Source organism: Amycolatopsis eburnea (genome assembly GCF_003937945.1).
Lineage (GTDB): Bacteria > Actinomycetota > Actinomycetes > Mycobacteriales > Pseudonocardiaceae > Amycolatopsis > Amycolatopsis eburnea.
The window spans coordinates 841698-867898 of sequence record NZ_RSEC01000058.1 but is presented as its reverse complement, the minus strand read 5'-3'; the positions used below and the strand labels follow the sequence as shown (position 1 = coordinate 867898).

Genomic DNA, 26201 nt, shown 5'->3' with positions numbered 1-26201 from the left:
CACTGTGGACACCAGAACCCGCCGGCGACGGCGCGGCCTGCTCGGTGCCGGGGCCCTCGCCTCGGTGGCCACGCTGGCCATCGTCACCGGCTCCGCGGCGACCACCGCGGACGCCCAGCCGCTGAACCTCTTCCCCGCCCACTGGATCCCGACGGCCACGCCGATCAAGCACGTCGTGGTCATCTTCGGCGAGAACATCTCGTTCGACCACTACTTCGGCACGTACCCGAACGCGGCCAACACCGACGGCACGCCGTTCCAGGCCGCGCACGGCACCCCGAAGGTCAACGGCCTCGACAAGAAGCTGCTGACCGACAACCCGAACGCGTACAACCCGAAGCGGCTCACGCACGAGCAGGCGATGACCTGCGACCAGAACCACAACTACGGCGCCGAGCAGGCCGCGTTCAACGGCGGCAAGATGGACGAGTTCGTCGAGAAGACCGAGACGGACAAGTGCACCGGCCAGCCCGTCCTGTTCGGCGAGCCCGGCCTGGTGATGGACTACTACGACGGCAACACCGTCACCGGCATGTGGAACTACGCCCAGCACTACGCGTTGAACGACAACTCGTTCAACACGGTGTTCGGCCCCTCCAGCCCGGGCGCGATCGACCTGATCTCGGGCAACACCCACGGCGTCCAGGCGGTCGACCCCGTCACGCACGAGCCGGTCAGCGACGCGTACGCGGTGCAGTCACCGGACGCCAACGGCGTCGGCACGATGATCAACGACCCGGACCCGGCGTGGGACGACTGCTCCGGCAAGAACCACACGAGCAAGGACAACCTGGCCACGATGCACGGCCGGAACATCGGTGACCTGCTCAACCAGCGCCACGTGACGTGGGGCTGGTTCCAGGGCGGTTTCCGCCCGACCGGTTCGGCCAACGGCTACGCGGTGTGCGGCCAGACCCACACGAACGTCGGCGGCAACGCGGTCGTCGACTACAGCCCGCACCACGAGCCGTTCCAGTACTACCCGTCGACGGCGAACCCGAAGCACCTCCCGCCGTCCTCGGTGCAGGCGATCGGGCAGACCGACCGAGCGAACCACCAGTACGACATCTCGGACTTCAACGACTCGCTGGCGGCCGGCTCGATGCCCGCGGTGAGCTTCCTGAAGGCCCCGGAGTACCAGGACGGCCACGCGGGCTACTCGGACCCGCTGGACGAGCAGCAGTTCGTGGTCAACGAGATCAACAAGATCCAGCAGTCCCCGGACTGGAAGTCGACCGCGATCGTGCTGGCCTACGACGACTCGGACGGCTGGTACGACCACCAGCGCTCGCCGATCGTCAACGGTTCCCACGACGCTTCGCAGGACCAGGCGGTCTGCACGGGCAAGCCGGCCGTCCTGGGCGGCTACGCGGACCGCTGCGGCTACGGCCCGCGGCTGCCGCTGCTGGTGGTTTCGCCGTTCAGCAAGGTGAACCACGTCGACCACACGCTGACGGACCAGACGTCGGTGCTGAAGTTCGTCGAAGACAACTGGTTCACCGGCCGGATCGGCGACTCGTCGTTCGACACGCGGGCCGGCTCGCTGACCGGGATGTTCGACTTCTGGCACCCGCAGGCGAAGAAGGTCACCTTGGACCCGAAGACGGGCGCGGTGACGCACAGCTAGCCCAAGCGCCCCAAGGCGGCCTTGGTTGCGTCTGACGCACCGAAGGCCGCCTTGGGTGCGTCAGACGCACCGAAGGCCACATTGGGGCGCTTCAGCCGACGGGGTCGAGGTCCCAGGTCAGGGTGACCACCGTGCCGCTCTCGCCGGCGGAGATGTCCGCGCGGTCGGCGCTGGCGCGCAGCAGGAGCAGGCCGCGGCCGCGCGGGGAGACCGGGCGCGGGTCGACCACCGGGGTCCGCCACCGGCCGTGGTCGGTGATCACCACTTCGACCCGGTCCTCGTACGCCGCCGCGTCCAGGTCGACCAGCCCGGAACCCGCGCCGTCGTAGGCGTGGTCGGCGACGTTCGCCAGCGCTTCGTACGCCGCCAGCACGATGTCGTGCGCCCGTGCCTCGTCGACGCCCGCCGCCCGCACCCACGCCATCAGGTCGTGCCGGAGCTTGCGCAGCGCCTCGGGGACCGCTTCGACGCCGTGGCAGCGGAACGAACCGGCCGGTTCGCGCATCGGGGCTCGCCCTTCTTCCGTGCCGGGGGCCGTCACGTGAGTGCTTCGTCGACCGTCGGGTGGACGCTGACCCACGTGTCGAGGCCGGTGGTCTTCAGCGGGCCGGACGTCACCGGGGAATCGCTGACCACCCGCAGCGCGTGCTCGGTCATCCTGCGGTGCGCCGACGCCAGCACCTGCAGGCCCGCCGAGCAGAAGAACGTCACCGACCGCAGGTCGACCACCAGCTTCTCCGGCTCGTCGGCCAGCACCGCGGCCACGACGTCCTCGAACTCCGGCGCGCTGAGCAGGTCGATCTCCCCCGCCACGCCCAGCACCGCGGCGCGGCCCCGCCAATCGAGCGTGACCGCCAGCTCGGTGGCGGGCAGGTCCCGTGATGAAGACGTCACGGCCCCTTATCGTGCCCCACTCCCCGGCAAACGGCTACCGGTGCGGGAGCTGCACCACCGAGACCCAGAAGTCGTCGATCTTCCGGACCACCTCGGTGAACTTCTCGAAGTCGACCGGCTTGGTGACGTAGGCGTTCGCGTGCAGCTCGTAGCTGCGCACGATGTCCTCCTGCGCCTCGGAGGTCGTCAGCACGACGACCGGGATCGTGCGCAGCTGCGGGTCCTGCTTGATCTCGCCGAGCAGCTCCCGGCCGTCCTTGCGGGGCAGGTTGAGGTCGAGCAGGATCAGCCCGGGCCGCGGTGCCGCCCGGAACCGCCCCTCCCGGTTGAGGAACTCGAGCGCCTCGACGCCGTCGGCCGCGACGTGCAGCGCGTTGCGGATCTTGTGGTGCTCGAACGCTTCCCGCGTCATCAGCACGTCGCCGGGGTCGTCCTCGACGAGCAGGATGTCGATCGGGGCAGGCGCCTGCGTCATACTTCCCCATTGTCCTCTCGCGCCGGCAGCGTGAAGCGGAACGTCGTGTCGGTGGCCGCGGTGTCGAGCCAGATCCGGCCGCCGTGGTACTCGACGATCCGGCGGCACAGGGCGAGCCCGATGCCCGTGCCCGGGTAGGCCGAGCGCGTGTGGAGGCGCTGGAACAGCGCGAACACCCGTTCGGCGTATTCGGCGTCGATGCCGATGCCGTTGTCCGACACCGAAAACACCCAGTCGTCGCCGTCGCGCTCCGCGGTGACCCGGACTTCCGGCGGGGTCTCGCCCTTGAACTTCAGCGCGTTGCCGATCAGGTTCTGGAACACCGCCGTCATCAGGGCAGGCTCGACGCGCACCTCGGGGAGGTCGACGTGGGTGACCTTGCCGCCGCTCAGGGACAGCGCGACTTCGAGGTTCGCCAGCGCGTCGTCGACCAGCCGGTCGGCGCCGACCAGCACGTGCTCGCCCGGTTTCCGGCCGACGCGCGAAAACGCCAGCAGGTCGTTGATCAGGATCTGCATCCGCTTCGCGCCGTCGACGGCGTACTCGATGTACTGCTCGCCGCGCTCGTCGAGCAGGCCCTGGTAGCGCCGCTGGAGCAGCTGGCAGAAGCTGGCGACCTTCCGCAGCGGCTCCTGCAGGTCGTGCGAAGCGACGTAGGCGAACTGTTCCAGGTCGGCGTTGGACCGCTCCAGCTCGCGCGTCCGCCGGTCGAGCAGCGCGTGCGCGCGCTCCAGCTCGGCGACCTCGTCGAGGATGCGCTGCCGCATGGCTTCGACGTCGGCGCCGAGCTGCGCGATCTCCCGCGGCCCGCTGCCGTGCACCGGCAGGTGGACGTCCTGGTCGGCGACCTGGCGGACCTCGTCGGCCAGCCCGAGGATCGGCCGGGTGATGATCCGCCGCAGCCCGAAGGACAGCAACGCGAACAGCACCACGAGCAGGACGCCGATGACGACGAGCATCTCGTTCAGCAGGCTCGCCGCGGCGTCGAGCCGGGCCCGGCCGGCGTCCCGGACCGCGGCGAGGTGGCCGAGCTGGGTGTCGAGCGCCGAGCGCACCGCGTTGAACAGCTCCTGGCCGCGCGCGACCTCGGCCGGGGTCACCGGCGGCGCGCCGGGCGCGATGGCCGGCGCGGCGGCGGCCTGCCACGTCGTGGCGGCCCGCAGCACGGCTTCGAGGTCGTCACCGAGCTCCGTGCCCGGGACCGCACCGGCCTGCCGCAGCTGGGTGACGGCGACGGCCTGCGCCTGGACGCCGTCGGTGTAGGGCGCGAGGAAGTCCGGCCGGCGGCCGAGCTGGTAGCCGCGGACGCCGGTTTCCTGGTTCAGCAGCGCCGTCGACAGCTGGAGGGCGGACAGGCGCTGCGGGCCGATCACGTCGAGCAGGCGGTTGCGGGAGGCGGTGAGGTTGTGCAGCGCGATCCCGCCGCCGATCAGCGCGGCGAGGAGCAGCGCGGTCTCGGCGACGGCGAGCAGGGTCAGCCAGCGGCCGATCGACCAGCCGCGCGCTCCGGCGGTCATCGGGCGGGCTCCCCGGGTTCGTGGCGGAGCAGGGCGAGGGCGACGTCGTCGTCGAGCGGCCCGGAGTTGAACCGCTCGGCGCGGGCGATCAGCTCGTCGAGCAGGTCGGTGCCGTCCAGGCCGCCGCGGTGGCGGATGTCGAGCACGAGCTCGGCCATCCGCTCGTGGCCGAGCCGTTCGGACCCGGCGCCGACGCGGCCCTCGAAGACGCCGTCGGTGTAGAGCAGCAGCGACCACCCCGGCTCCAGCGGGACGTCGAGGGCCTCCCACTTCGCGCCCTCGACGATGCCGAGCGGGACGCCTACGCGGCCGCCGGAGAGCAGGTGCCCGTCGCCGGGGGTGAGCAGCAGCGGCGGCAGGTGCCCGGCCAGCGACAGGCGCAAGGATCTTCGGTCCGGCGCGACGACGACCATGCACACCGTGGCGAACAGCGGCTCGATCCGCTCGTGCACCAGCACCCGCTCGACCATGCCCAGCACGTCGGCCATCGGCAGGCCGGCCATCACGAGCGAGCGCCACGCGATCCGCAGCGCGACGCCGAGCGCGGCCTCGTCCGGGCCGTGGCCGCAGACGTCGCCGATCATCATGTGCACGCTGCCGTCGGCGAGTTCGATGGCGTCGTAGAAGTCGCCGCCCAGCAGGGATCCGTTGCGGCCGGGCCGGTAGCGGGCGGCCAGGTCGAGGTGGGGGTCGCGCAGCAGCGGGCTGGGCAGCAGGCCGCGTTCGAGCCGCGCGTTCTCCCGCGCGAGCAGCTGTTGCTGGAGGAACTGCTGCTCGACCTGCTCGGCACGCTTGCGCTCGCGGGCGAAGCGCAGCGCCTTCACCAGCAGGGGCCCGTCCACCTGGTCCTTGACGAGGTAGTCCTGCGCGCCGGCGGCGACCGCGGCGACGCCGGTGGCCTGGTCGTGCCCGCCGGTCAGCACGACGATCGCGACGCCGGGCGCGTGCTGGCCGAGTTTCGTCAGGCCGCTGAGGCCCATCGCGTCGGGCAGCTGCAGGTCGAGCACGACGCAGTCGGCGGTGAGCGGGCCGGTCAGCGCGGCGGAGAGCGTCTCGACGCGTTCGAGGGAGAACGGCACGGCCGTGTCCGCCAGCATCTCCTCGACCAGCAGCGCGTCGCCGTCGTCGTCCTCGACCAGCAGCACCCGCAGGCGGGTGCCGGGATCCCACGATGAGTCGTGCGCGGCGGTCACCGGCTTCTCCCGTTCGGCTGCCCTCGGCCAGCACATCCAGACGATCAACCCTAGCGGCACCGGCGTCGGCCGCCTACGGCCGCGGAACCGGTCTCACCGGGGTAGCGCTTTATAGCACTCCGGTGTGACACCGGGCGGGTAACAGTTCGGTGCACGGCCGTGCCGGATCCGGTCGTTCCCGGCCTACGCTCCGGCCATGCCCGCCCGCCACGCCGCTTTCGCCTGGTGGGGCGCGACGGCGTGCTGGTTCCTCGGGACGTTGCTGGGCGGGCGCCGGACACCCGTGGAAGCGGCCGTCCCGCCGCCGGTCGCGGTGCTGGTGTACGCCGTTTGCGCGGGGCTGTGGGCGTTGCTGGTGTACGGCGTGTACCGCGGGGTGAAGGGAACGCGCGTCGCGCTGGCGGTCGTCGGCGCGCTCGGCATCGTCGACCTCGTGGTGCAGCTGGTCGGCGACGTCGTGACCCGCGCGTACGGGCACGGCGCGTTCTTCCTGGCCGCGCTGGTCCTTTCGGGCGCGGGGTTCGTCCTGCTGTTCAGGCCCAGCTGACACCGGTCTCGGCAGCGTGAAGGTACGCCGCGTCCAAAGCACCCCAATGTGGCGTTCGGTGCGTTGAGCGCACCCAATGTGGCATTCGGTGCGTTGGACGCACCCAACGCCACATTGGGGCGCATGAGACCGAGCCGCGATCCCGGCACCGGCGGACAGCGGACGGCCGCGCTGGTCCTTTCGGGCGCGGGTTCGTCCTGCTGTTCAGGCCCCGCTGAGCCGCGCGGCGAGGAACTCCTGCTCGACGGCGTTGTCGCTCAGCTCCAGCGCGGCCCGGTAGGCCTCGGCCGCTTCGGCGTCTCGGCCGAGGCGGTGCAGCAGGTCCGCCTTGGTGGCGGGCAAGTAGCGGTAGCCGGCCAGCCTGCCGGCGGCTTCCAGCCTGCCGACCTCGGCGAGCGCCGCCGCCGGACCGTCCACCATGGACAGTGCGACCGCGCGGTTGAGCGCCACCACCGGCGACGGCCACAGGCCCAGCAGCACGTCGTACAGGACGAGGATCTGCGGCCAGTCCGTCTCGGCGTAGCTCGGTGCCTGCGCGTGCAGCGCGGCGATGGCGGCCTGGACACTGAACCGCCCGGGCGGGCCGGCCTTCAGCGCCTCGACGACGAGCCGGTCGGCCTCGGCGATCAGCCCGGTGTCCCAGCGAGCGCGGTCCTGGTCTTCCAGCCGCAGCAGCCGTCCCGCGGCGTCGGTCCGGGTGGCACGGCGGGCCTGGTGGACCAGCAGCAGCGCCAGCAGCCCTGCGACCTCGGTGTCGGCGGGCAGCAGGGCACGCAGCAGCCGCGCGAGGTCGAGGGCGCGCCCGGTCAGCTCGTCGCGGACCAGGCCGGCGCCGGTGGGCGCGGTGTGCCCGGCCGAGAAGAGCAGGTGGACGACGGTCAGCACGACCGACACCCGCGCGGGCAGGTCGGCGGCGGACGGCACCGCGTACGGGATGCGCGCGGCCGCGATCTTCTTCTTCGCCCGCGTGAGCCGGGCGGCCATGGTCGGCTCCGGCACCAGGAACGCGTGCGCGATGTCGGCGGTCGCGACCCCGCAGACCAGGCGCAGCGTCAGCGCGATCTGCGCCTCCTGCGCCAGCGCCGGGTGGCAGCAGGTGAAGACCAGCCGCAGCCGGTCGTCCGGGATCGGCCCGGCCGGCTCCGGCACGTCGGCGGCCTCGGGCTCGACCAGCAGCGGCAGCTTGCGCCGCAGCACCTCCCGGTGCCGGACGCCGTTGAGCGCGGTCCGGCGCGCGACCGTGGTCAGCCACGCGCCGGGCCGATCCGGGACGCCGTCGCGCGCCCAGCGTTCGAGGGCCTGCAGGTAGGCGTCCTGCACGGCCTCCTCGGCCTCGTCGAGGTCGCGGGTGACGCGCACCGTCGCGGCGAGCACGGCGGCCCACTCGCGCCGGTGCGCCTCGGCGACGGCGTCCGCGGCGGAGCTCAGTCCGGCACCACCTGGAAGTCGATCAGCGGCCGGACCTCGACGCCGCCCTCGACGACCGGCGTCAGCTTCGCGCAGGCCAGCGCGTGGTCGAGGTCGCGGGCTTCGAGCAGGTACACCCCGGCCAGCACCTCCTTGGTCTCGACGAACGGCCCGTCGGTGACGAGGTCGCCGCGGATCGCGGTGGCCGTCTCGTTGGGCTGCAGCGCCAGGCCGGCGGTCACCTTCCCGCCCAGCTCGCCGATCCGCTCCGGCAGCCCGATGTGCCGGTCCATGATCTCCTTCGGCAGGTCTTCGGGCGGGACGCGCTCGTAGATCAGCACCGCGTACTGCGCCATGTCCGGTTCCTCTCGTCGTGGTCCTTTCCTACCCCGTCACGCGAGCGGAGGCGAAATCGACAGCTCAGAACAACGGACGTCCGGAATCCTTCGCGGCGACGTACGCGCGCCAGTCGGTGGTGACCTGGTCGGCGTAGCTCGTCGCGAAGGCGCGGGTCTCGGCCTGCAGGCCCGGCACCGACGTGATCGCGCCGTCGATGGCCGCGTCCGCGGAGTAGCCGAGGCCGGTGCCGGGGATGTCCTGGTCGGCGCGGGCGTGCGCGGCGGCGAGCAGGCGGCCGACGTCGCGGACGGTGTCGTCCCAGATCGCCGACGACGTCAGGTCGCCGATCTCCAGGTCTTCGGCGAACGGCGACTTCTCCTTCACCAGCACCGGGGTGGTCCCGACGCTCGCCCAGCCGGCCAGGGGTTCGGACTGGTTCGCGAGCCACCGCAGCGCCAGTGCCGGCCGCTGCCCGCCGGTCAGCGTGGTGGCGTTCGGCGCGAGCTGCTTCGGCGCCGGGTCGACCTCCTGCTTGAGCTCCAGGATCCGGTCGTCGGACGCCGACGTCGTGTCGCCTTCGACGAGCACGTACCAGCGGAACCGGCCCAGGCTGCCGGTGCCCGCGCCGGTCCGCCGCCGGACGTCCTTAACGACGGCTTCGGCCGCCTTCAGCGGCTTGCCCGCGGTGGTCCGGTAGGCCGCGACCGCGTCGACCAGCTGCGTCCGGGTCGCCGCGGACACGGTCTGCAGCTCGGGGTCGGCCTTGAAGTGCCCGCCGGTGGTCCACTTCGCGACGAGGTCGGCCCGCTTGTCCGCCGCGGACGCGTCGATGAGGTCGCCGACGAGGTCGGAGGTGTTGCCCGCGGTCAGCCGCCAGCTCGCTTCGTCGTTCGTCCCGTGGAACTTCCCGATCCACTGGGCGTACTCGGCGACGAACGTGTCGACGTCGGTGGCGATCTGGCTCGCGCTGCGGCCGTCCGCGCGCCCGGCGAGCACGATCGAGACGGCCTCGCGGCGCAGCTCCCACGTCCACGAACCGCGCCAGGCGTCGTCGGTGTCGTTGATCGCGAACTGCTCTTCGTTGTCGGCCCCGCGGTCGGCGCCGGTGTTCTCGAGGTGGGCGTCACCGGTCAGCCACACGTCGCCGCCCGCGGTGGCGTACGCGGACGGCGCCAGTTCGCCGAGATCCCGGTAGTAGAGCGGCGAAGTGCCGCGGAAGAACGCCCACGCGCTCGACGCGAGCGCCTGCGTCCGCAGCGTCAGTTCGTCGTCGGTCGCGCCGGCGTTCAGCACGTGCAGCGCGTGGTCGCGGTCGTACACCACCGCGACCGGGTCGCGGGCGAGCCCGGCCGCCTCCCCGGGCGCGGCGGTGGCGAGCAGCGTGACTACGACCAGGGTCCCCACAGTGGTTCGGCGCATCCGAACAGAGTTACCGGGCCGAGGTGAATCCCGGTCAGCGTGCGGCCAACGTGACGGCGAACGTGTTGCCGTCACTCTGGAACAGTGAACTCAGGTACGCGGTGAACGTCCCGCAGCCGGTCAGCACCGGGATCGCGTACGTCCCGGTCACCGGCCCGCCGGTGGCGAGCGCGAACCCGCCGCCGGTGCGCAGGTCCACCGGGATCGGCGCGCTCGCCCGGCACCCCGCGTCGGCGACCGGCAGGCCGAACAGCGTCACCTGCGGGAGCGTCAGCGCCAGCTTCGCGTGCGCGACGAAGCCGTCACCGGTGAGTTCGCCGGTCTGCGGGCCGTCCGGGCTGAACTTCAGGTCGGCCGTCCCGGGCACGAACCCGAAGACCTTGAACTCCGCGCGCGTCCGGTCGAACGCCGGGGTGAACCCGGTGAACGAGCCGGTGACCGGCGCGGTCGCGCCCAGCGCCTTGAGCGTCGTCGTGCCGGTGACGCCGTAGTCGCGCACGGTCTGGGTGCTGCCCAGGTCGAACGACAGCAGCACCGGGTCCTGGCCGGCGTCGAGCGTGCAGTCCGAGGTGAACGAGCCGAGCCCGGTGAACGAGCCGTCGGCCTTCTTCGGCGTGAGGCGGGTGCTGAAGCCGCCGATCGTCAGCGCCGTCTTGCCCGCGTTCGGCAGCTGCACCGGCGGGACCGTGCCCGACGCCTGCGTGGTGAACGGCCCCGACGCCGGCACCGCCGTCTTCGCCACCGTCAGCGGCAAGGTCAAGGGCAGCGTCAGCGGGCCGTTGGTCAGCGTCACCCCTGCGGACGCCGTCCCTTCGATGCTCGCCGCGCCGACCAGGGCCAGGCCGCGGGTGGACTTGTCGGGCACGGTCACCGAGACCCCGAGGTCCGTCGTCGTGAACGTGCCGCCCGGCGCGGACGGCACGTCGAACGACGCCTTGATCTCCACGTCCAGCTTCTGCAGCCCGATCAACGGGAACGGGCAGGTGTAGGTCAGCTTCTTCGTGATCGGCGTCGACGCGTGCGCGGGCACGGCCGCGAGCGGCAGCACCAGGCAGGCGAGGGCCGCCGCGAGCAACGACCGGGCGTTCGGCACGGGATTTCCCTTCGGGGGCATGGCACCGGCCCCCGCCGCGGCGCGACGGGGGCCGGCAGATCGGGCTACTTCTTGGCGAGCACCAGGTCCAGCGAGTTGCCGTCGCTCTTGGCGAACGCGCTGATGATGTCGTTGAACGAGCCGCAGTTCTGCAGCGCGGACAGCGAGTAGGTGCCCGACAGCTTCCCGCCCTTGAGCAGGTCGAAGTCGGCGCCGGTGGTCATCTCGCTGGTCGACGGGGTCGTCGTGCCGCACTTCGGGTCGGTGCTGATCGGGATGCCGAACAGGTTGACCGTGGTGAGGAACGTGTCGAACTTGATGTGCGCCTTGAAGCCGGTGCCGACGAGCTCACCGGTCTGCGGGCCGTTCTGCACGACCTTGACGTCCGAGCTGCCCTGCAGGAAGCCGAACAGCTTGAAGTCGGTGTGCGTCGGTTCCAGGACCAGGTTGCCGGTGAACTTCTTGGCCGCCAGGTCGACGTCCGCGTCGAACGAGCCCTTGATCGGCGCGGTGCTGCCGAGGGACTTCAGCGCGGTCTGGCCGGTGATGCCGAAGGAGTACTTGATGCCCCCGCCCGGCGGCGGGGTCGTCGAAGTGGGCGGCGGGGTCGTCGAGGTGGGCGGCGGCGGGGTGGTCGAGGTGGGCGGCGGCGGAGTCGTCGTGCCGCCACCGCCGCCGTTGATGGTGATGGTGGCCAGGGTGTTGTTCTGGCCGGCGTCCTGCGTGCAGGGCGCGTCGATGGTGCCGTCCGGCGTGATGCCGGTGACCGAGCCGTCGGCCTTGCGCGGGGTGACCTTGAGGTTCAGGTCACCGACGGTGATCTTCGCCTGGCCGGGCTGGGTGAACGTCAGCGACGGCGTCTTGCCCGCCGCGTTGATGTTCATCTCACCCGAGGCCGGGATGTTCGTCTTGTCCAGCGTGATCGGGACGTTGACCGGGAGGTTCAGCCCCGGGGCGGCCACGGTCGCCGCCGCCGCCGCGGTGCCCTCGAGCGTCGTGGCGCCGATCAGGCTGAGGCCGCTGACGGTGTCCGCGTTGATCGTGGACACGGCCTTGATGTCGAAGGCGCCGGTCGGCTGCCCGGTGTTCACCGTGGTCGGCAGATCGGTGTTGATCACCACCTTCAGCCCCTGCGAACCCACCAGCGGGAAGGTGCAGTGGTAGTTCAGCGTCAGCGAGATCGGGTCGGCAGCACTGGCCTGCGCCCCGAGCACCAGCGCACTGGCGACCAGCCCCACCGCCGCCGTGGCCGCGGCGGCCGCGACCGCCGTCTTCTTCTTGCCTCTTGGGTGACTCACGATGGTCCTTCCGTGTATCAACAGTGATACGAAACGGCGCGCACATTCAGCGAGAATCGCGACCGACCGTAAGCTAACGAGTGCCGATGGCGTCAATCAAGAGCTTTTGGTGAAAACGCCACGCCACACCGGCAAATTGTCACACCGGCACGTCACGCGGCACAGGTTCCTAGCAGGCCGAGGAAGGTTTCCCCAGTACAGCGCGGTCGGCGAACCGCTGACGCGCGTGACAACTCCCCGCCGCGGAATGTTGACGCACGTGCCAACCGGTCATTCTCTCCTTGCTCGCGCACAACCGCGCCGCGTAGCTTCGAAACCCATGAAAAGAATGCACAGCGCGGTGCTCGCATTGGCGGCGACCGCACTTCTGTCGTGCGCTGCCTGTGGCTCCGACGCCCCCGCCGACCCCGGCCGCCACGCCGACCCGGCGGCCCTCGCCTGGGTCGACAAGGTGTGCACCGGCGTCGCCGCGGGCTCGGCGAAGCTGGCCCAGCCGCCCGCCGTCGACAACGCCGACCCGGTGAAGACCCGCGACGCGATGGTCGGCTTCCTGGCCCGGCTCGGCTCCGCCCTCGACGACATGGCGGGCGGCATCCGCGGGGCGGGCGTCCCGCCGGTCCCGGATGGACAGTCCGCAGTGGACAAGGCCACCGGCAACCTCACCGAGACCAAGGCCAAGGTCGGCGAGACGAAGACCAAGATGGAGCAGGCGAAGGTCACCGACGACGCCAGCCTGCGGAAGGTCATCGCCGAAGCCGACGCCACCATGGGCCAGCTCGCCGACCCGGAGGGCCCGATCAAGGACCTCAAGGCGAACCCCGAGCTGGACCTGGCCTTCAGCGAGTCCGCGACCTGCAAGCGCGTCTACGGGAGCGGCGCGTGACCGCCCGCCGCGTGCTCGCCGTCTTCCTGGCGCTGGCGCTCGCCGGCGTGTTCGCACCCGCGGCGTCGGCGGCGCCGGCGGCCGGTCCCTTCGACGACTCGTTCTACACGCCGCCGTCGCCGCTGCCCGCGGGCAAGCCGGGCGACGTGCTCCGCTGGCGCCCGTCGAACGCGGGCCCGCGCAAGGCGTCGGTCGACGCGTGGCAGGTGATGTACCTGTCGACGAACGCGCTCGGGCAGCCCGACGCGGTCACCGGCACCGTGCTGGTGCCCAAGACCGCGAACCGCGCCACCGCCCCGATCGTCTCGTTCGACCCGGGCACGCACGGGCCGGCGTTCGGCTGCACGCCGTCGAAGATGATCGACATCGGCGCGTTCTACGAGCAGCCGGGGCTCGACGACCTGCTCGACGCCGGGTACGCCGTCACCGTCCCGGACTACGAGGGCTACCAGAGCACGCCGAAGACGACCTACGTCGTGGGCCGCTCCGAAGGCCCGGCGGTGATCGACGGGGTCCGCGCGGCCCAGCGGCTCACCGCGGCCGGGCTGTCTTCGACGTCGAAGGTCGTCTTCCGCGGCTACTCCCAGGGCGGCGGGGCCGCGGCGTGGGCCGGGGAGCTGCAGCCGACGTACGCGCCCGAGCTGAACCTCGTCGGGATCGCGGCCGGCGGCGTGCCTTCGGACCTGGTCCAGGTGACGCTGCAGCTGGACGGGAAGTTCGGGTTCGGCGTGTTCGCCTACGCGCTGGTGGGGCTCGACCAGGCCTACCCCGAACTCCAGCTCGACTCGTTCCTCAGCGACAACGGCCGCGCGAAGCTCGCCGAGATGAAGCAGAGCGCGTGCACGTTCGAGCTGCTCACGACGTACGCGAACCAGAAGATCGCGGACTACACGACCGGCCCGGGCTACATCAAGCCCGCGTGGGTGGCCCGGCTGAACGAGAACAAGCTCGGCGGCACCCCGCCGAAGGTGCCGGTGTTCCAGTACCACGCCACCGGCGACCAGCTGGTGCAGTTCGCGCAGGCCGACGCGCTGCACCAGGCGTACTGCGCGGCCGGCGTGGCGGAGACGTGGAAGACCTACGACACCGACCACATCACGCTGGTCTACACCGGCAACGCCGACGTCCTGGCCTTCGTCAAGGACCGGATCGAGGGCAAACCGGCGAGCTCGAACTGCTGATCAGCGGTCGCGCCCGCCGTGGGGGCGCTGCTGCCAGGAGCTGATCACCGAGCTGACGTACTCGCGCCACTGGTCCTGCGGGTCCGGTGGCGGCGCCGCCGTCGCGGGACCCGCGGGCTTGCGGCCCGCGCCGGCCGGCGCGCTCGGCTTCTTGGCCGGGGAGTCGCGCACCTCGGCGGTGAGCGGCGGCGGCGCCGCGGACGCGCTCAGCGTCTCCACCGCCTCGCTGGAGGCCGGCGGCGGAACGGAGGCGGACGCACCGGGCGGCGGCACGGCCGTCCCGCCGACCTGGTGCGGCTGGAGCAGCACGACGGCGGCCAGCCCGAGCGCGACCACCCCGCCCGCGGCGAGGATGAACGGCTTCGTCCGGCGCGAGGTGTCGGCGGGCGGCGTGTCCCGCGGGCGTTCGTCCTCGGGCTCCGGCGCCGCGAGTTCGGCGTCGAGGATGGCGAGCGGATCGGGCTGGGGTTCGGGCGCGGGTTCGGGTTCCTCGGCGAGCTTCGCGTCGAGTTCACCGCGGATCATCAGCGGTTTCGTCTGCGAGAGGTTCACCAGTTCGGCGACCGAGGGCAGCTCGCTCCCCTCGCCCTTGCGTGCCATCGAAAGACCTCCACCCTGTCGGCGTCACCTGGAGGAACCATGCCCGAGCCGCGAGAGCTGCTCCGCTTCGCCGTCGTCGGCTCGGCCGCGTACGGAGTCACCCTACTGGGCGACTACAGCCTGAAGCTCACCGTGTTCCGGGACAAGCCCGTGACGGCGCTCGCGATCGCCACCATCGCCTCGACGGCGTTCGCGTACCTGCTGTCCCGGCGCTGGTCGTTCGCGGGCCGCGGCGGGCACCACCGGCTGCGCGAGGCGACGCTGTTCTTCGTGGTCAACGCGGGTGCGGTGGCCGTGAACCTGGTGCCGCCGCTGGTGTCGCGGTACGTGCTGCTGCTGGCCGTCCCGCACGTGGGGTTCGTGGCGCAGGAGGTCGCGGACTTCGTGGCGGGGATGGTGCTGGGCACGCTGGCCGGGACGGCGTTCCGCTGGTACGGCTACCGGCGGTGGGTGTTCCCGCGGTCAACGCCCCCAGCCGGCGTCCCCCGAGGTGGTGAACCCGAGCTTGCCGTAGAGCGGCTTCCCGGCCCGGTCGGGCGGTCCGCGATGTCATGAAAGGGTCGTTCACCTCGCCAGACGCCATGAACGACCCTTTCATGACATCCCCGCGGCCCGGGCAGACCGCACGGCCAGGTCAGCCGCGGTCCGGCAGCGCCCGCTCCGCCAGCAGCGCCAGCTCCAGCCGCAGCCGCTCGCCCGGGTCGTCCAGCCGCTCCCCGAACAGCTCGCCCAGCTTCTTCAGCCGGGCGCGGATCGTCTGCGGGTGCAGGTCGAGCAGCCGGCCCAGCTCGGGCGCGCTGCCCCGGGTCTGGACCAGCGCCAGCAACGTCTCCGCCAGCTGCTCCCGGCGCCGCCCGGACAGGCCCGACAGCGGCTCCAGCGTCGTCTCCGCGAGCTGCGCGACCAGGAACTCGTCCGCCAGCAGGAGCAGCGTCGTCACGTGGTCGCGGCACCAGACCACCGGGCCCGGCGCGTCCAGCAGCCCGCGCGCGGCCAGGTCGACCGCGCGGCGGGCCACCCGGAACGACTCGGGGGCCGACGCGAGCGGGACCAGCGGGCCGACCGCCGCCGTCCAGCCGGCCGGGAGCGCGGTCAGGCCCGCCAGGTCCGTGTCCGGGGCCGGGGTCAGCGCGGCGGGCGGGTCGCCCGACGGGTCGGCCGGGACGTGCTCGGGCAGCAGCCCGGGCGGGAACTCCGGGGCGCCCGGCAGCGCCCGGAACGCCACCGCGGCCACCCGCGAAGGCACCGGGAGCGCGGAGGCGGCGACCAGACCGTCCACTTCGGCCGGTGTGCGGCCGCCGAGGAGGGCGCGCAGCAGGCGGCGGTGGCGTTCGCCGGTGCCGGACACCGCCGCTTCGGCCGCGCTGTACCCCTCCGCGACCGCCGCCATCGACGTCTCGACGTCGGCGAACATGCCCTCGGCCGCGCCGTAGAGGACGTCGCCGGACAGGCCGGCTTCCCGTGCGATGTCGGCGATCCACCGCCAGGTCACCCGGCTCGACACGCGCACGGCCGCCTGCACGGACTCGCGGCTCAGGCCATTGTGGAACGCCGCGCGCCCGTGCCCGCGGAACTCGGCGAGCCGGTCGGCCTGCCACATCGCGGGCGTGCCGACGCGGTCGATGTCCCGCTCGATCCCGCGCCGCGCCTGCTCGATCGCGGCGGCGCGCGCCGGGCCGGAACCGAAACCCACGGAATATTCCGGAACTTCGGCGGCGATGGCGTCGACGCAGGCGCGGGCGATCTCCGGGATCCGCGGGCGCACGGCGTCGCCGAGCTCGTGCGGCAGCCGGGCCCACACCGAGCCGTCCGAGGCAGCGGGAACGCGCATGGGGAATTCAGTCCTCCACTGGGAATTGGCGCCTCAGAAATAACCCCCGCCACCTGACACGGAGCGTAGAACGCGCACCCGTCCGTGTCAAAAGGACGTGTCCGCGTCACCCTTTCAGGGAACCCGTCGTTGATTAATCCGTCACGCACCGGTCGGATACGCTCAGCCCACACCGGACTCGAAGGGGGATTTGGTGGTCGAGTACCGCAGCTTCCGCCTGCTGGCCTCGCTGCCACGCGCGCTCGGCGCGGGCCTGCGCCCGCACGTCAAGCACGCCGCGGCGTCGATGATCCAGGAGGTCCAGCGCACGGTCCCGGCCTACGGCCAGCCGCTCAAGGGCGTCTTCGGGAAGGTGCTGGTCAAGAGCGTCGAGTACGCGGTGCAGCACTGCGTCGACTCGATGGGCGAACCGGAGCTGTCCCACGAGCACTGGGTCGAGTTCTACCGCGGCCGCGGCCGGATCGAGTTCACCGAAGGCCGCAACCTCGACGCGCTGCAGGACAGCGCCACGATCGGGGCGCGGGTGGCCTGGCGGGCGATGCACCCCGGCGTCGTCGCGGCGGGTGTCGACCCGGCCGTGATTTCGGTCGCGGCGGAGGCCATCTTCGCCTACGTCGACGAGCTGTGCGCCACCGCGATCGAGGGCTACCAGGACGCGCAGGCCAAGGCCGAGGGCGCCGTCCCGGTCCGGCGGCGGCGCCTGCTGGAGCTGATCGTCCAGGGCCCGGAAGGCGCCCCGAGCAGCATCGCGGAGCTGGCAGGCGGCGCGGGCTGGCCCCTGCCGGAGACCGCGGCGATGGTCGCCCTCGAGCGCGGCCCGGACGCGGCCGACTTCCCGGCCGACCTGCTCGGCGACGGCGTCCTGGCCGACCTCGACGGCCCCGAGCCGCACCTGCTGACCCGCGACCCGGACACCGAGCTGAGGCCCCTGGAGGCCAAGCTCGACGGCTGGCGCGCGGCGGTCTCCCCGACGGTCCCGCTGGCCGACGCCCCGGCCGCCCTGCGCACGGCCCGCCGCGCGCTGTCCCTGTCCGGCCCGGACATCCCCGGCCCGATCATCTGGTGCCGCGACCACCTGGCCACGCTCTGGCTGCTGGCCGAGGACTTCCTGGCCGCGGAGCTGGCCCGCCAGAGCCTCGACCCGTTCGCCTCCCTGAGCGAAAAGCAGCGCGACCGGCTCGGCGAGACGCTCCTGGCCTGGCTGGAGACCCGCGGCGGAGCGCCCGAGATCGCCCAGCGCCTGGGGGTGCACCCGCAGACGGTCCGCAACCGCTTGCGCCAGCTGGAGGAGCTGTTCGGCGACCGGTTGAAGGACGCGGACGACCGGCTGGGGATGCAGCTGGCCCTGCGAGCGCAACGGCTGATGCGGGCACACCGCCCGTCGGAGCGCTGAGCCCGCGCCTCGCAGCGGCGATGGGGATTTGACCGGCACCCGCCGCGCCCGCCGCTCGCACCAGCTGCCCGAGCGCACTGCCGAGCCAGCAGCCCGCCTGCGGAGGTGGCCGGCCCCGGACATGGCCGCAACCCCAGCCCAGCCCCCGCGGCCGCCCAGCAAGCGCCCCAAGGCGGCCTTGGTTGCGTTGAATCAGCACTGCGGCGCGCAGCGCCTCCGTTGAGGGTGGTGGCGGGGGCATGGATGGAGCACCGAAGGCCACATTGGGGCGCTCGGGGCACCAGCTCAACGCCGCGTCCCCGCGGGCGTGCCGCCACGGGTATGGGCGGGGCCACTGAGCACCCGGTCCAGCGCGCGCACCGGCATCGGCAGCACCCGCCGCCAGGGGCGGCGCCCAGGCCGGGCCCGCGGCAGCGGCGGACCGAAATGAATACTCGCGCGGCAGGACATCAGCGCGTCCGGTGCGTCATTGCGACCATGCCGTCGAGAATTACTCGGATACCGCCGGAATGTCGATACACTTTACCCGCGCCCCGGTAAAACCCGCACGCGCGCACGTCTTTCCGCAAAGCTTCTTGTCATGCTCGGCGTGGATTCCCCCGCCGTGGTGTTCACCACACCGGCGCAAGTAGTCGGATGCCCTATTTTCAGCCTCGCGAGAAAGGCCGCCGATGACACTCCACACGCACGACCTCACCTTGCACGGCCGGCGCGTCCGGCTGCACGAGTACCTGCCCGGCACGGACGCCGCCGACGAAACGATCGTGCTGCTGCACGGGATCGCGGGCAGCGCCGAGACCTGGGCCCCGGTCCTCGAACGCTGGACCGGCTGCCGCGTGCTCGCCCCGGATCTGCCCGGCCACGGGGAATCCGACGCGCCGCGGACCGACTACGGTCTCGGCGCGATGGCGAGCATCGTGCGGGACGTCCTCGCGGTGTCCGGCGTGCGGCACGCGACCATCGCGGGGCACTCGCTCGGCGGCGGTATCGCAATGCAGTTCGCCTACCAGTTCCCGGAAATGTGCGACCGGCTCGTCCTGGTCGGCAGCGCCGGCCTCGGTCCCGAGGTGAGTCCCGTGCTGCGCGCCACCGCACTGCCCGGCGCGCGGGTCGCCGTGGCGCTCGCGGTGAACCGGTGGACGCTCGCGATCGCGCGAGCCGCCGCCCGCGCGGGACGCCGGCTCGGGGGATCGTTGAAACCTGAAACACGGGAGCTGGCCAGGCATTTCGGCTCGCTGGCCGACCCCGGACGGCGGCGTGCGTTCCTCGCGATCGCCCGCAGCCTGATCGACCTGCGCGGGCAGCGCGCGAGCGCCGTGGAGAAGCTCTACCTGGCCGAATCCGTGCCGATGCTGCTGGTCTGGGGCGCACGCGACCCGCTGATCCCCGCCGCGCACGGACGCCGGACCGCCGAACTGCTGCCGGACAGCCGCTTGACGGTGCTGGGAAACGTGAAACACTTTCCGCACGTGGCCGATCCGGACGGGTTCTGCCTGCTGCTCAACGAGTTCGTCTCCGGGACCACGCCCGCGCGGCTGACGCTCGACGACGTCGTCGCCCGCCTCCTGGCCGGCTGAACCCCGCGAAACGGCCGCCGGAAAAGTTGTCATCCGCGCACCATCGCCCGACGGCGGAAGTGTCACCTCCCCTCGCGCCGTTCCACCCGTTCGGGTGTAGTCCGGACGGGTTACCCGGAAGTCAGCGGAGAACCCGTTGACAGTGCAGTTCGCGCGAAATTATGTTGCCTGAGCCACAAAAATCGGATCGGCTTCGACGACGAAGAGGCCGATTTTGTTGCCAGCAAGGATAAAACACATGACCGACGTGGACACCGGGTTCGCCGGCCCCGCCCTGCGGGCGAACCGGCCCCAGCCCGGCGAGCGCCCTTCCGGACCGGCTTACCGGCAGCAGTCCGTGTCGGCCGACCGGCCCCGGCCCGCCTACCCACCCGTCCCCCGGACCCCGGCGGAACCCCAGCACGGGCGCGCATCCGGCGCCATCGGGCTGTGGGCTTCGCTGCCCCGCGAACTGGCCGTGCGGTTCAAGCCGCGCGTCGACCCGCTCGCCCGCGCCATCCTGCAGGAGGTCCAGCGGGCGGTGCCCGAGTACCGCCAGCCGCTCGAGGGCGCGTTCGGGCACATCATCACGCAGGGTGTGCGGCAGTCGATCATCCAGTGCCTCGACAGTGTCGGCACCCCCGGTGCCGTCCCGCTCGAGACGTGGACGACCGTGTTCCGCAACCTCGGCAAGATCGAGTTCAACGAGGGCCGCAGCCTCGACTGCCTGCAGACCGCGTACCGCGTCGGCGGGCGGGTCGCGTGGCGGCACATCTCGGAGTTCGGGCAGGCCGCCGGCGTCTCCGCCGACACGCTGTGCACGAGCGCCGAGGCGATTTTCGCCTACGTCGACGAAATCTCCGCGTTGTCGATCGAGGGCTACACGGCGGCCCAGACGCGGGCCGCGGGCACCCGCGCGCGCCGCCGGAGACGGTTGCTCGACCTGCTGCTCGCCGATCCGCCGTCCGCACCGCAGACCATCACCGCGCAGGCCGCCACGGCGCAGTGGCCGCTGCCGGCCGAGGTCACCGTCGTCGCCCTCGAACCCCGGGCCGACCAGCACAGCCTCGCCGCGCCGGACCTGCACTCCGACGTCCTCGTCGATCTCGAGGGCAGCGAGCCGTGCCTGGTCACCGGCGACCCGGCCAAGCACCTGACCAACCTCTCCGAACGGCTGCGCGGCTGGCGCGCGGTGGTCGGCCCGACCGTGCGGCTCACCGACGCGCCGCGGTCGCTGCTCTGGGCGCGCCGGACGTTGAAGCTCGTCCAGCGCGGCGTGCTGCCGGACGCTCCGGTGACGCGCTGCACCGACCACCTGTCCACGCTGTGGCTGCTCGCCGACGAGTTCCTGGTCCGCGAGCTGTGTTCGCGCAGCCTGGAGCCGTTCAAGGACCTCACCCCGAAGCAGCGGGCGCGCCTCGGCGAGACGCTGCTGATCTGGCTGCAGTCGCGCGGCAGCGCGCCCGAGATCGCGAAGAAGCTCAAGGTGCACCCGCAGACCGTGCGGTACCGCATGCACCAGCTGATCGACCTGTTCGGCGACCGGCTGAACAACGCCGACGACCGGCTCGACATGGAGATCGCCCTGCGCGCGGAGGCACTCCTCGGTTCCTGACCACGATGAGGTGGGCGGATGACGGGACCACCCGTCGAAACGACGTACGGGCCGATGCTCGGCGGCGACGGACGGCCGGGCCGGCTGTGGGCCCTGCTCCCCCGTGAGCTGGCCGCGGTGTTCCGGCCGCGGCTGCTGGACGTCGCCGACGAGGTGCTGCGCGAGATCCAGCGGACGATCCCGGACTACGCGCGGCCGCTCGACGGCGCGTTCGGCAAGGCGCTGCGGGCCGGCGTGCAGGCGGCGATCCTGCAGTTCGTCGACCGGATCGCCGCTTCCGGCCCGGCGCCGGACGACCGGCGGAAGCTGTTCGTCGGGCTCGGCGTGCACGAGCTCGCGCAGGGCCGCAACCTCGACGTCCTGCAGGCGGCCTACCGGGTCGGCGCGCGGGTGACGTGGCGGCGGATGGCGGAGGTCGGGACGCGCGCCGGTGTGCCGTCGGCGACGCTGTGCCTGCTGGCCGAGGCGATCTTCGCCTACATCGACGAGCTGTCCGCGTTGTCGATCGAAGGGCACGCGGCGGCGCAGGCCCGGGCGGCGGGCGCGCTGGAACGGCGGCGGCGCCGGCTGCTGGACCTGCTGCTGGCGGACCCGCCGTCGCCGTCGCGGACGGTGCAGGAAGCCGCGGCGGCGGCGCAGTGGCCGCTGCCGCACCGGCTCGTCGCGGTGGCGCTCGACGGGGCCGGCGACGTCAGCGGCCTCGACGCGCTGGAGGACTTCGAAGACGGGACGCCGCGGCTGCTGCTGGCCGCGCCCGAGGACCGCGGCGCACTGACGGCCGCGCTGGCCGGGCACCGCGCCGCGGTCGGGCCGCCGGTGCCGCCGCGCCAGGCGGGCCGGTCGCTGGCGACGGCGCAGGAAGCCCTGCGCCTGGTGGCCGCCGACGTCCTCCCCGACGAACCGCTGACCTGGTGCGAAGACCACCTCGCGACGCTGTGGCTGCGCAAGGAGCCGTTCCTCGCCACGGAGGCGTGCCGGCGGCGGCTGGCCCCGCTGACGGCGTTGACGCCGAAGCAGTACAACCGTCTCGCGGGCACGCTGCTGGCGTGGCTGGAGACGTGCGGCAACGTCCGGGAGGTCGCCGATCGCCTGGCGATCCACCCGCAGACGGTCCGCGCGCGGGCGCAGGAGCTGGAAACCCTGTTCGCGGACCACCTCCGCAACCCGGACGACCGCTTCGAGATGATCCTCGCCCTCCGCGCGACGTTGACGTAGCTCGCACGTCCGGGGCCCGCCAGCCCGGGCTGGAGCGCCCCAATGTGGCCTTGGTTGCGTGAGACGCACCCAATGTGGCCTTCGGTGCGTCTGACGCACCGAACGCCACATTGGGGCGCTGGGGCCGGTCATGTCACTGGCGGCGGACGCCGGCCGCCACCACGAACGGGATCGCCACGAACAGCCGGTCCTCGCGCGCCCTCGTGGCCTGCTCGTCGAGCCACGCCCCGTCGCCGCCGAGGTCGGCGAGCATCGGCAGGCACGCGCCGTCGGTCCAGACCGCGGTGCGGACCTCGACCGTGACGTCGGTGAACCCGTTGTCCAGCAACAGGTTCCGGTAGCGGCGCGCGACCCGCGGGCTCGGCACCCGGTCCGCGCGGGCGTGGACGAGCGCGCGGGTGCGCGCCGGGTCGTCGGAGTCGATCAGGACGGTGTCCCAGTCCTGCCCGGTGAGCACCGCGCGGCCGCCGGGCGCCAGCACCCGGCGCGCTTCGCCGACCGCCTGGCCGGGATCGGCGAGGGTGTGCAGCACCTTGTCGGCGCGGTAGCCGGTGACCGAACCGTCGGGCAGCGGCAGCGAAGCCGCGTCGGCGACGTGGAATTCGCCGGCGGGCCAGCGCTCGGCGGCAGCCTCGACCATGGCCGCGTTCAGGTCGACGCCGATCGCGCGCACCCCGCGGGCGGCCAGCTCGCCGACCGCGCGGCCGCCGCCGCAGCCGACGTCGACCACGGTCGTCCCCAGGTCGCGGTAGGTGAGTTCGCGCAGGTCACGGGCCTCGGGCCGGTCGTCGAAGGCATCCAGGAGAGCAAGCAGCGTGGACATGGCCGCCATCCTGCGACTTAATGTCGGCATGAAGTCAATAGGCGAGGTGGCGGCCCGGTTCGGGGTCCCCGCGCACGTGCTGCGCCACTGGGAGGCGGAGGGGCTGCTGACGCCCGCGCGCGCCGGCAACCGCCGCCGCTACACCGACACCGACGAGCACCGGGTGGCGGCGATCCTGGTCTCGAAGGAGGCGGGCCTCGGCCTCGCGGACATCCGGGCGGTGCTGGCGGCCGGGTCGGCGCCGGCCCGCGAAGAACTGCTGGCCGCCCACCGGCGGCGGCTGGAAGCCCGGCTCGCCCGGACACAGGCGGCGCTCGACCTGCTCGCCGGCGGACCGTGCCCGCACGACGACATCATGACCTGCCCCCACTTCCGCGGCCTGCTGGCCGAACGGCTGCCCTCAGACGCCTGACGCGTCCTCCCCGAACACCTCCGCGTCGTGCACGATCTCCTCGAGCACCGCCGAAAAGTACGGCCGCCAGACCGCGGGCGAAAGCTCCCTGCTCCCCACCCGGGTCACCGCCGCGGGCAGCCCACGGGCGCGCCGCCAGGCCGCGAACGCGTCCAGCCACGCGTCCGCCGTCGCGCCGCCCGCCCGGCCCGGTGCGCCGAACAGCGCCGTGGCCGGGGAGCACAGCAGCCACCAGACCGGCGGGGTTTCCGCGGTCGCTTCGTGCAGCCGCCGTGCGCCCAGCACCCTCGCGCGCCACGCGGTGTCGGCGTCTTCCGCGAACACCCCCGCCGCGTGCACGATCCCCCGCAACGGCAGCCCGCCCGCCGTCGCCTCGGCGATCAACCGGTCCGCGACACCACGCTCGGCGAGGTCACCGGCAACGACCACGACGTCCGCGCCAGGGAGGTCGGCCATCCCGCCGTTCCGTCCGGAAAGGACGATCCGGGTGGCGCCGTGGTCGGCCAGCCAGCGGGCGGTGGCCAGGCCGAGCGGGCCGAACGCACCCGTCACCACGTACGCCCCCGGGCCGGCCGGGACTTCGGGAGCGAGCGGGACGCGGGTCAGCCGCGCTGCGTACCGGACGTCGTGGCGCCAGCGGACTTCGTCCTCGGACGCGTCCGCCCGCAGCTCGCGGGCGAGTGCGTCCACATCGGACCGGGCGTCGAAGTCGGCGATGCTCGCCCGCAGGTCCGGGCGTTCGCAGGCGAGCACCCGGATCAGCCCGCGCAGGCACACCAGCCCCGGCTCGTCGTGCGCCTGCGTCACCAGGTGGAAGCGGACCCCGCGGTCGAGCCGGGCGACCACCGACGAGATCGTGCGCAGGAGCTCGCGCGCGTCTTCGGGGTCGTGGTAGGCGTGCGGGGCGCCGGTGAGGAACACGACGCCGCGCACCGGCCGCCCGGCCAGGAACGCGGGCAGCTCGCCGAAGTCGTCCTGGGGCAGGGAAAGGGCTTCGTCGCCGGTTTCGGCCAGCGCCAGTGCGAGCGCGACGGCCCGGCCGAGCGCGGCCGGGTGCTCGTCGGTGAGCAGCAGCCACGACCCGGGCGGTACCGGCGGCGCCGGTGGCAGGGGCGCTTCGGGCCAGGTCACTTCGAACGCCCGGGTGGCGAACGGGACGCCCGGCGACACCGCGCGCGCGTCCTCCAGCGGCCCGGTCACCGCAGGCCGTCCGGGGTGGGCAGGCCGGCCAGGTAGCGCTCCCGGCACTCGGCCCGGGTCGGCGGCAGCTCGCCCGCGCCCAGCACGACGACCCGGCGCGGCGTGAGCCCGTGCCGCTCCGACAACGCGCCACGCACGGCCCGCTCGACCGCTCCGCGCGGCGGGAGGCTCCCCGCGGCCAGCTCGACGACGAGCACGACCTGCGCCCCGGGGACGGCGAACGCGGCGGCGTCCCGGACCGCCGGATGGGCGCCCCTGGCGGTCATTTCCAGGTCCCTCGGGTGATGCCCGGCGGCGAACGCGGCCCCGTCCCGCACCGCCGAATCGGCACCCCCGGCCGTCGCTTCAAGGTCCCGCGGATGCCTGGCCGCGAACGCGACCGCGTCCCGCACCGCCGAATCGGCACCCCCGGCCGCCGCTTCGAGATCCCGCAGGTGATGCCCGGCCGCGAACGCGGCCCCGTCCCGCACCGCCGAATCGGCACCCCCGGCCGCCGCTTCGAGATCCCGCAGGTGATGCCCGGCCGCGAACGCGGCCCCGTCCCGCACCGCCGGATCGGCACCCCCGGCCGCCGCTTCAAGGCCCCGCAGGTGATGCCCAGCGGCGAAGTCGTCGTCGAGGACGGACAGCTCACCCGACTCGTCGAGCACCCCGAGGTGGCCGGTGCGCAGCCACCACCGCGGCTCGTCGTCCCCCGTGAGGAACGCGCAGAACACGCGGGCGGACTCACCGGGCCGGTTCCGGTAGCCGCGGGCGACGTTCGGACCGCTCACCCAGATCTCGCCGGGCTCGCCCGCGGGCAGCCGCCGTCCGTCGGGGCCGACGATCGCGACGCGCTGGCCCGCCGGCCGTCCACATGCGACCAGCGCCGTCGCTTCGGCCACGACGTAGCACACCCGCAGCTGCCCGGACGCGCCGAACGCCGCACGCACCCGGTCCAGATCCGGGTCGGCGCTGCTCACGAGCGTGGTCACGGGCCCGAGTGCCGCCGGCCGCTCGACGAGCACCACGGGACGGCCCGTCGCGAGCGGCACGGCGACCGCGAGCAGCAGGCCGAGTGGATCGCTGAGCGGCGAACGGCTCACCAGCTCACCCGGTCCCAGCACGGCCGCCGCCTGCCGGGCGTTGGCGACGATGTTCGCGTGCGTGACCATCACCGCGCCCGGGTACTGCAAGTACGCCACGTCTTCGGCGGCGACCGGGTCCTCGGTGAAGCCCGGCGCATCGGGAACGGCGTCCACCGCGAGCACGCGGTGCCCGCACGTGTCCAAAGTAGACAAGAACCGCCGGGTGTCGGCGACCGTCGCCGACGTCGCCAGCAGGATCACCGGTTCCGCGTCCGCCAGGACACGGGCGCGGTCCGGGCCGACGGAGATCGCGACCAGCCCGGCCCGGAGCACGCCGAGGAACGCCACGACGTGCTCCACCGGATCCGCGACGAGGATCGCCGCGCGCTGCCCGGGTTCGGTGACCTGGCGCAGGGCCGCGGCGACGGCGGTCACCCGGTGGTCCAGCCCGGCCCAGGTCACCGTCCGCCTTCCGGCGCCGAGGCGGGTAAGCGCTCTCTCGGTCCCCGTGGCCGCGGCGCGCGCGGTCAGGAGCGTCGAGAGCGTGGTGGCCCCGGCCGCGGTGGTCAGCCCGCCGGCGGCCGGTTCTGAACTCGTGAGCATCGGTCCCTCGTGC

General features: G+C 73.0%; 25 protein-coding genes. 10 read left to right on the top strand and 15 right to left on the bottom strand.

From position 1 onward, the window contains the following. Positions 1-4: 4 nt before the first annotated feature. Positions 5-1627, top strand: a complete 1623-nt coding sequence (locus tag EIY87_RS29655) for a phospholipase C (RefSeq protein WP_125313120.1) — start codon at positions 5-7, stop codon at positions 1625-1627. A gap of 91 nt (positions 1628-1718) precedes the next feature. On the opposite strand, the gene EIY87_RS29650 is transcribed toward EIY87_RS29655, so the two are convergent. The 5 genes from EIY87_RS29650 to EIY87_RS29630 are packed head-to-tail and all read right to left on the bottom strand — an operon-like array spanning position 1719 to position 5706. After that, positions 1719-2132: an ATP-binding protein gene (locus EIY87_RS29650; RefSeq protein ID WP_125313119.1), complete on the bottom strand. Its 414-nt coding sequence runs from the start codon at positions 2130-2132 to the stop codon at positions 1719-1721. Positions 2133-2164: 32 nt separating this feature from the next. Further along, complete coding sequence (locus EIY87_RS29645) at positions 2165-2521, bottom strand: STAS domain-containing protein (RefSeq protein WP_225440100.1); 357 nt, start codon at positions 2519-2521, stop codon at positions 2165-2167. 34 nt (positions 2522-2555) lie between these two features. Then, positions 2556-2996: a response regulator gene (locus tag EIY87_RS29640; RefSeq protein WP_125313118.1), complete on the bottom strand. Its 441-nt coding sequence runs from the start codon at positions 2994-2996 to the stop codon at positions 2556-2558. Then, positions 2993-4513, bottom strand: coding sequence for a sensor histidine kinase (locus EIY87_RS29635; protein WP_125313117.1), 1521 nt, complete (start codon positions 4511-4513; stop codon positions 2993-2995). The genes EIY87_RS29640 and EIY87_RS29635 overlap by 4 nt, the downstream gene beginning before the upstream one ends. Continuing rightward, positions 4510-5706 (bottom strand): PP2C family protein-serine/threonine phosphatase, encoded by a 1197-nt coding sequence (locus EIY87_RS29630; protein WP_125313116.1) that lies wholly within the window; start codon positions 5704-5706, stop codon positions 4510-4512. Before EIY87_RS29630 ends, EIY87_RS29635 begins: the two co-directional genes overlap by 4 nt. A 196-nt stretch (positions 5707-5902) precedes the next feature. Between EIY87_RS29630 and EIY87_RS29625 the strand changes: the two genes are divergently transcribed. Then, positions 5903-6253, top strand: coding sequence for a hypothetical protein (locus EIY87_RS29625; protein ID WP_125313115.1), 351 nt, complete (start codon positions 5903-5905; stop codon positions 6251-6253). Between the two features lie 204 nt (positions 6254-6457). Here EIY87_RS29625 and EIY87_RS29620 read toward each other — a convergent pair whose 3' ends face one another. The 5 genes from EIY87_RS29620 to EIY87_RS29600 all read right to left on the bottom strand — a co-directional run bounded on the left by EIY87_RS29620 (position 6458) and on the right by EIY87_RS29600 (position 11809). Then, positions 6458-7681 (bottom strand): RNA polymerase sigma factor, encoded by a 1224-nt coding sequence (locus tag EIY87_RS29620; RefSeq protein WP_225440154.1) that lies wholly within the window; start codon positions 7679-7681, stop codon positions 6458-6460. Beyond that, the gene (locus EIY87_RS29615; RefSeq protein WP_125313113.1) at positions 7678-8016 is read right to left on the bottom strand and encodes a YciI family protein; all 339 of its coding nucleotides are present in this window, start codon (positions 8014-8016) and stop codon (positions 7678-7680) included. The genes EIY87_RS29620 and EIY87_RS29615 overlap by 4 nt, the downstream gene beginning before the upstream one ends. A 64-nt stretch (positions 8017-8080) precedes the next feature. After that, the gene (locus EIY87_RS29610; RefSeq protein ID WP_225440099.1) at positions 8081-9418 is read right to left on the bottom strand and encodes a DUF2252 family protein; all 1338 of its coding nucleotides are present in this window, start codon (positions 9416-9418) and stop codon (positions 8081-8083) included. Positions 9419-9452: 34 nt separating this feature from the next. Beyond that, positions 9453-10511 carry a DUF6801 domain-containing protein gene (locus tag EIY87_RS29605; RefSeq protein WP_125313112.1) on the bottom strand — a complete coding sequence of 353 codons (1059 nt, stop codon included), beginning with the start codon at positions 10509-10511 and terminating at the stop codon, positions 9453-9455. Between the two features lie 65 nt (positions 10512-10576). Beyond that, positions 10577-11809: a DUF6801 domain-containing protein gene (locus tag EIY87_RS29600; RefSeq protein ID WP_125313111.1), complete on the bottom strand. Its 1233-nt coding sequence runs from the start codon at positions 11807-11809 to the stop codon at positions 10577-10579. Positions 11810-12128: 319 nt separating this feature from the next. Here EIY87_RS29600 and EIY87_RS29595 point away from each other — a divergent pair, with 319 nt between their 5' ends. Continuing rightward, a complete protein-coding gene (locus EIY87_RS29595) occupies positions 12129-12692 on the top strand; it encodes a hypothetical protein (protein WP_225440098.1) in 564 nt (187 codons plus the stop codon). Beyond that, positions 12689-13873, top strand: a complete 1185-nt coding sequence (locus tag EIY87_RS29590) for a lipase family protein (protein WP_125313110.1) — start codon at positions 12689-12691, stop codon at positions 13871-13873. The genes EIY87_RS29595 and EIY87_RS29590 overlap by 4 nt, the downstream gene beginning before the upstream one ends. On the opposite strand, the gene EIY87_RS29585 is transcribed toward EIY87_RS29590, so the two are convergent. After that, positions 13874-14473: a hypothetical protein gene (locus EIY87_RS29585; RefSeq protein WP_125313109.1), complete on the bottom strand. Its 600-nt coding sequence runs from the start codon at positions 14471-14473 to the stop codon at positions 13874-13876. It lies immediately after the preceding gene. A 39-nt stretch (positions 14474-14512) separates the two neighbouring features. Here EIY87_RS29585 and EIY87_RS29580 point away from each other — a divergent pair, with 39 nt between their 5' ends. Then, positions 14513-15028 (top strand): GtrA family protein, encoded by a 516-nt coding sequence (locus tag EIY87_RS29580; protein ID WP_125313108.1) that lies wholly within the window; start codon positions 14513-14515, stop codon positions 15026-15028. Positions 15029-15107: 79 nt separating this feature from the next. Here EIY87_RS29580 and EIY87_RS29575 read toward each other — a convergent pair whose 3' ends face one another. Next, on the bottom strand, positions 15108-16304 hold the full coding sequence (locus EIY87_RS29575) for a helix-turn-helix domain-containing protein (protein WP_125313107.1): 1197 nt from the start codon (positions 16302-16304) through the stop codon (positions 15108-15110). Positions 16305-16494: 190 nt separating this feature from the next. Here EIY87_RS29575 and EIY87_RS29570 point away from each other — a divergent pair, with 190 nt between their 5' ends. The 4 genes from EIY87_RS29570 (at position 16495) to EIY87_RS29555 (ending at position 22083) form a co-directional block, all read left to right on the top strand. Next, the gene (locus EIY87_RS29570; RefSeq protein ID WP_125313106.1) at positions 16495-17697 is read left to right on the top strand and encodes a PucR family transcriptional regulator; all 1203 of its coding nucleotides are present in this window, start codon (positions 16495-16497) and stop codon (positions 17695-17697) included. A gap of 671 nt (positions 17698-18368) precedes the next feature. After that, on the top strand, positions 18369-19274 hold the full coding sequence (locus EIY87_RS29565) for an alpha/beta fold hydrolase (RefSeq protein ID WP_125313105.1): 906 nt from the start codon (positions 18369-18371) through the stop codon (positions 19272-19274). Between the two features lie 238 nt (positions 19275-19512). After that, on the top strand, positions 19513-20868 hold the full coding sequence (locus EIY87_RS29560) for a helix-turn-helix domain-containing protein (protein WP_125313104.1): 1356 nt from the start codon (positions 19513-19515) through the stop codon (positions 20866-20868). A gap of 18 nt (positions 20869-20886) precedes the next feature. Further along, positions 20887-22083, top strand: coding sequence for a helix-turn-helix domain-containing protein (locus tag EIY87_RS29555; protein WP_125313103.1), 1197 nt, complete (start codon positions 20887-20889; stop codon positions 22081-22083). 133 nt (positions 22084-22216) lie between these two features. Here the strand turns inward: EIY87_RS29555 and EIY87_RS29550 are convergent, their stop codons facing one another. Next, a complete protein-coding gene (locus tag EIY87_RS29550; protein ID WP_125313102.1) occupies positions 22217-22906 on the bottom strand; it encodes a methyltransferase domain-containing protein in 690 nt (229 codons plus the stop codon). Here EIY87_RS29550 and EIY87_RS29545 point away from each other — a divergent pair. Beyond that, entirely contained in the window at positions 22905-23318 is a 414-nt protein-coding gene (locus tag EIY87_RS29545; RefSeq protein ID WP_225440096.1) for a MerR family transcriptional regulator, read from the top strand. The two genes, EIY87_RS29550 and EIY87_RS29545, sit on opposite strands and share 2 nt — an antisense overlap. Here EIY87_RS29545 and EIY87_RS29540 read toward each other — a convergent pair. Both EIY87_RS29540 and EIY87_RS48515 read right to left on the bottom strand, forming a co-directional pair. Further along, the gene (locus EIY87_RS29540) at positions 23307-24518 is read right to left on the bottom strand and encodes a KR domain-containing protein (protein ID WP_125313101.1); all 1212 of its coding nucleotides are present in this window, start codon (positions 24516-24518) and stop codon (positions 23307-23309) included. The two genes, EIY87_RS29545 and EIY87_RS29540, sit on opposite strands and share 12 nt — an antisense overlap. Then, positions 24515-26188, bottom strand: a complete 1674-nt coding sequence (locus EIY87_RS48515) for an AMP-binding protein (protein WP_225440095.1) — start codon at positions 26186-26188, stop codon at positions 24515-24517. The genes EIY87_RS29540 and EIY87_RS48515 overlap by 4 nt, the downstream gene beginning before the upstream one ends. Between the last annotated feature and the right edge of the window lie 13 nt (positions 26189-26201).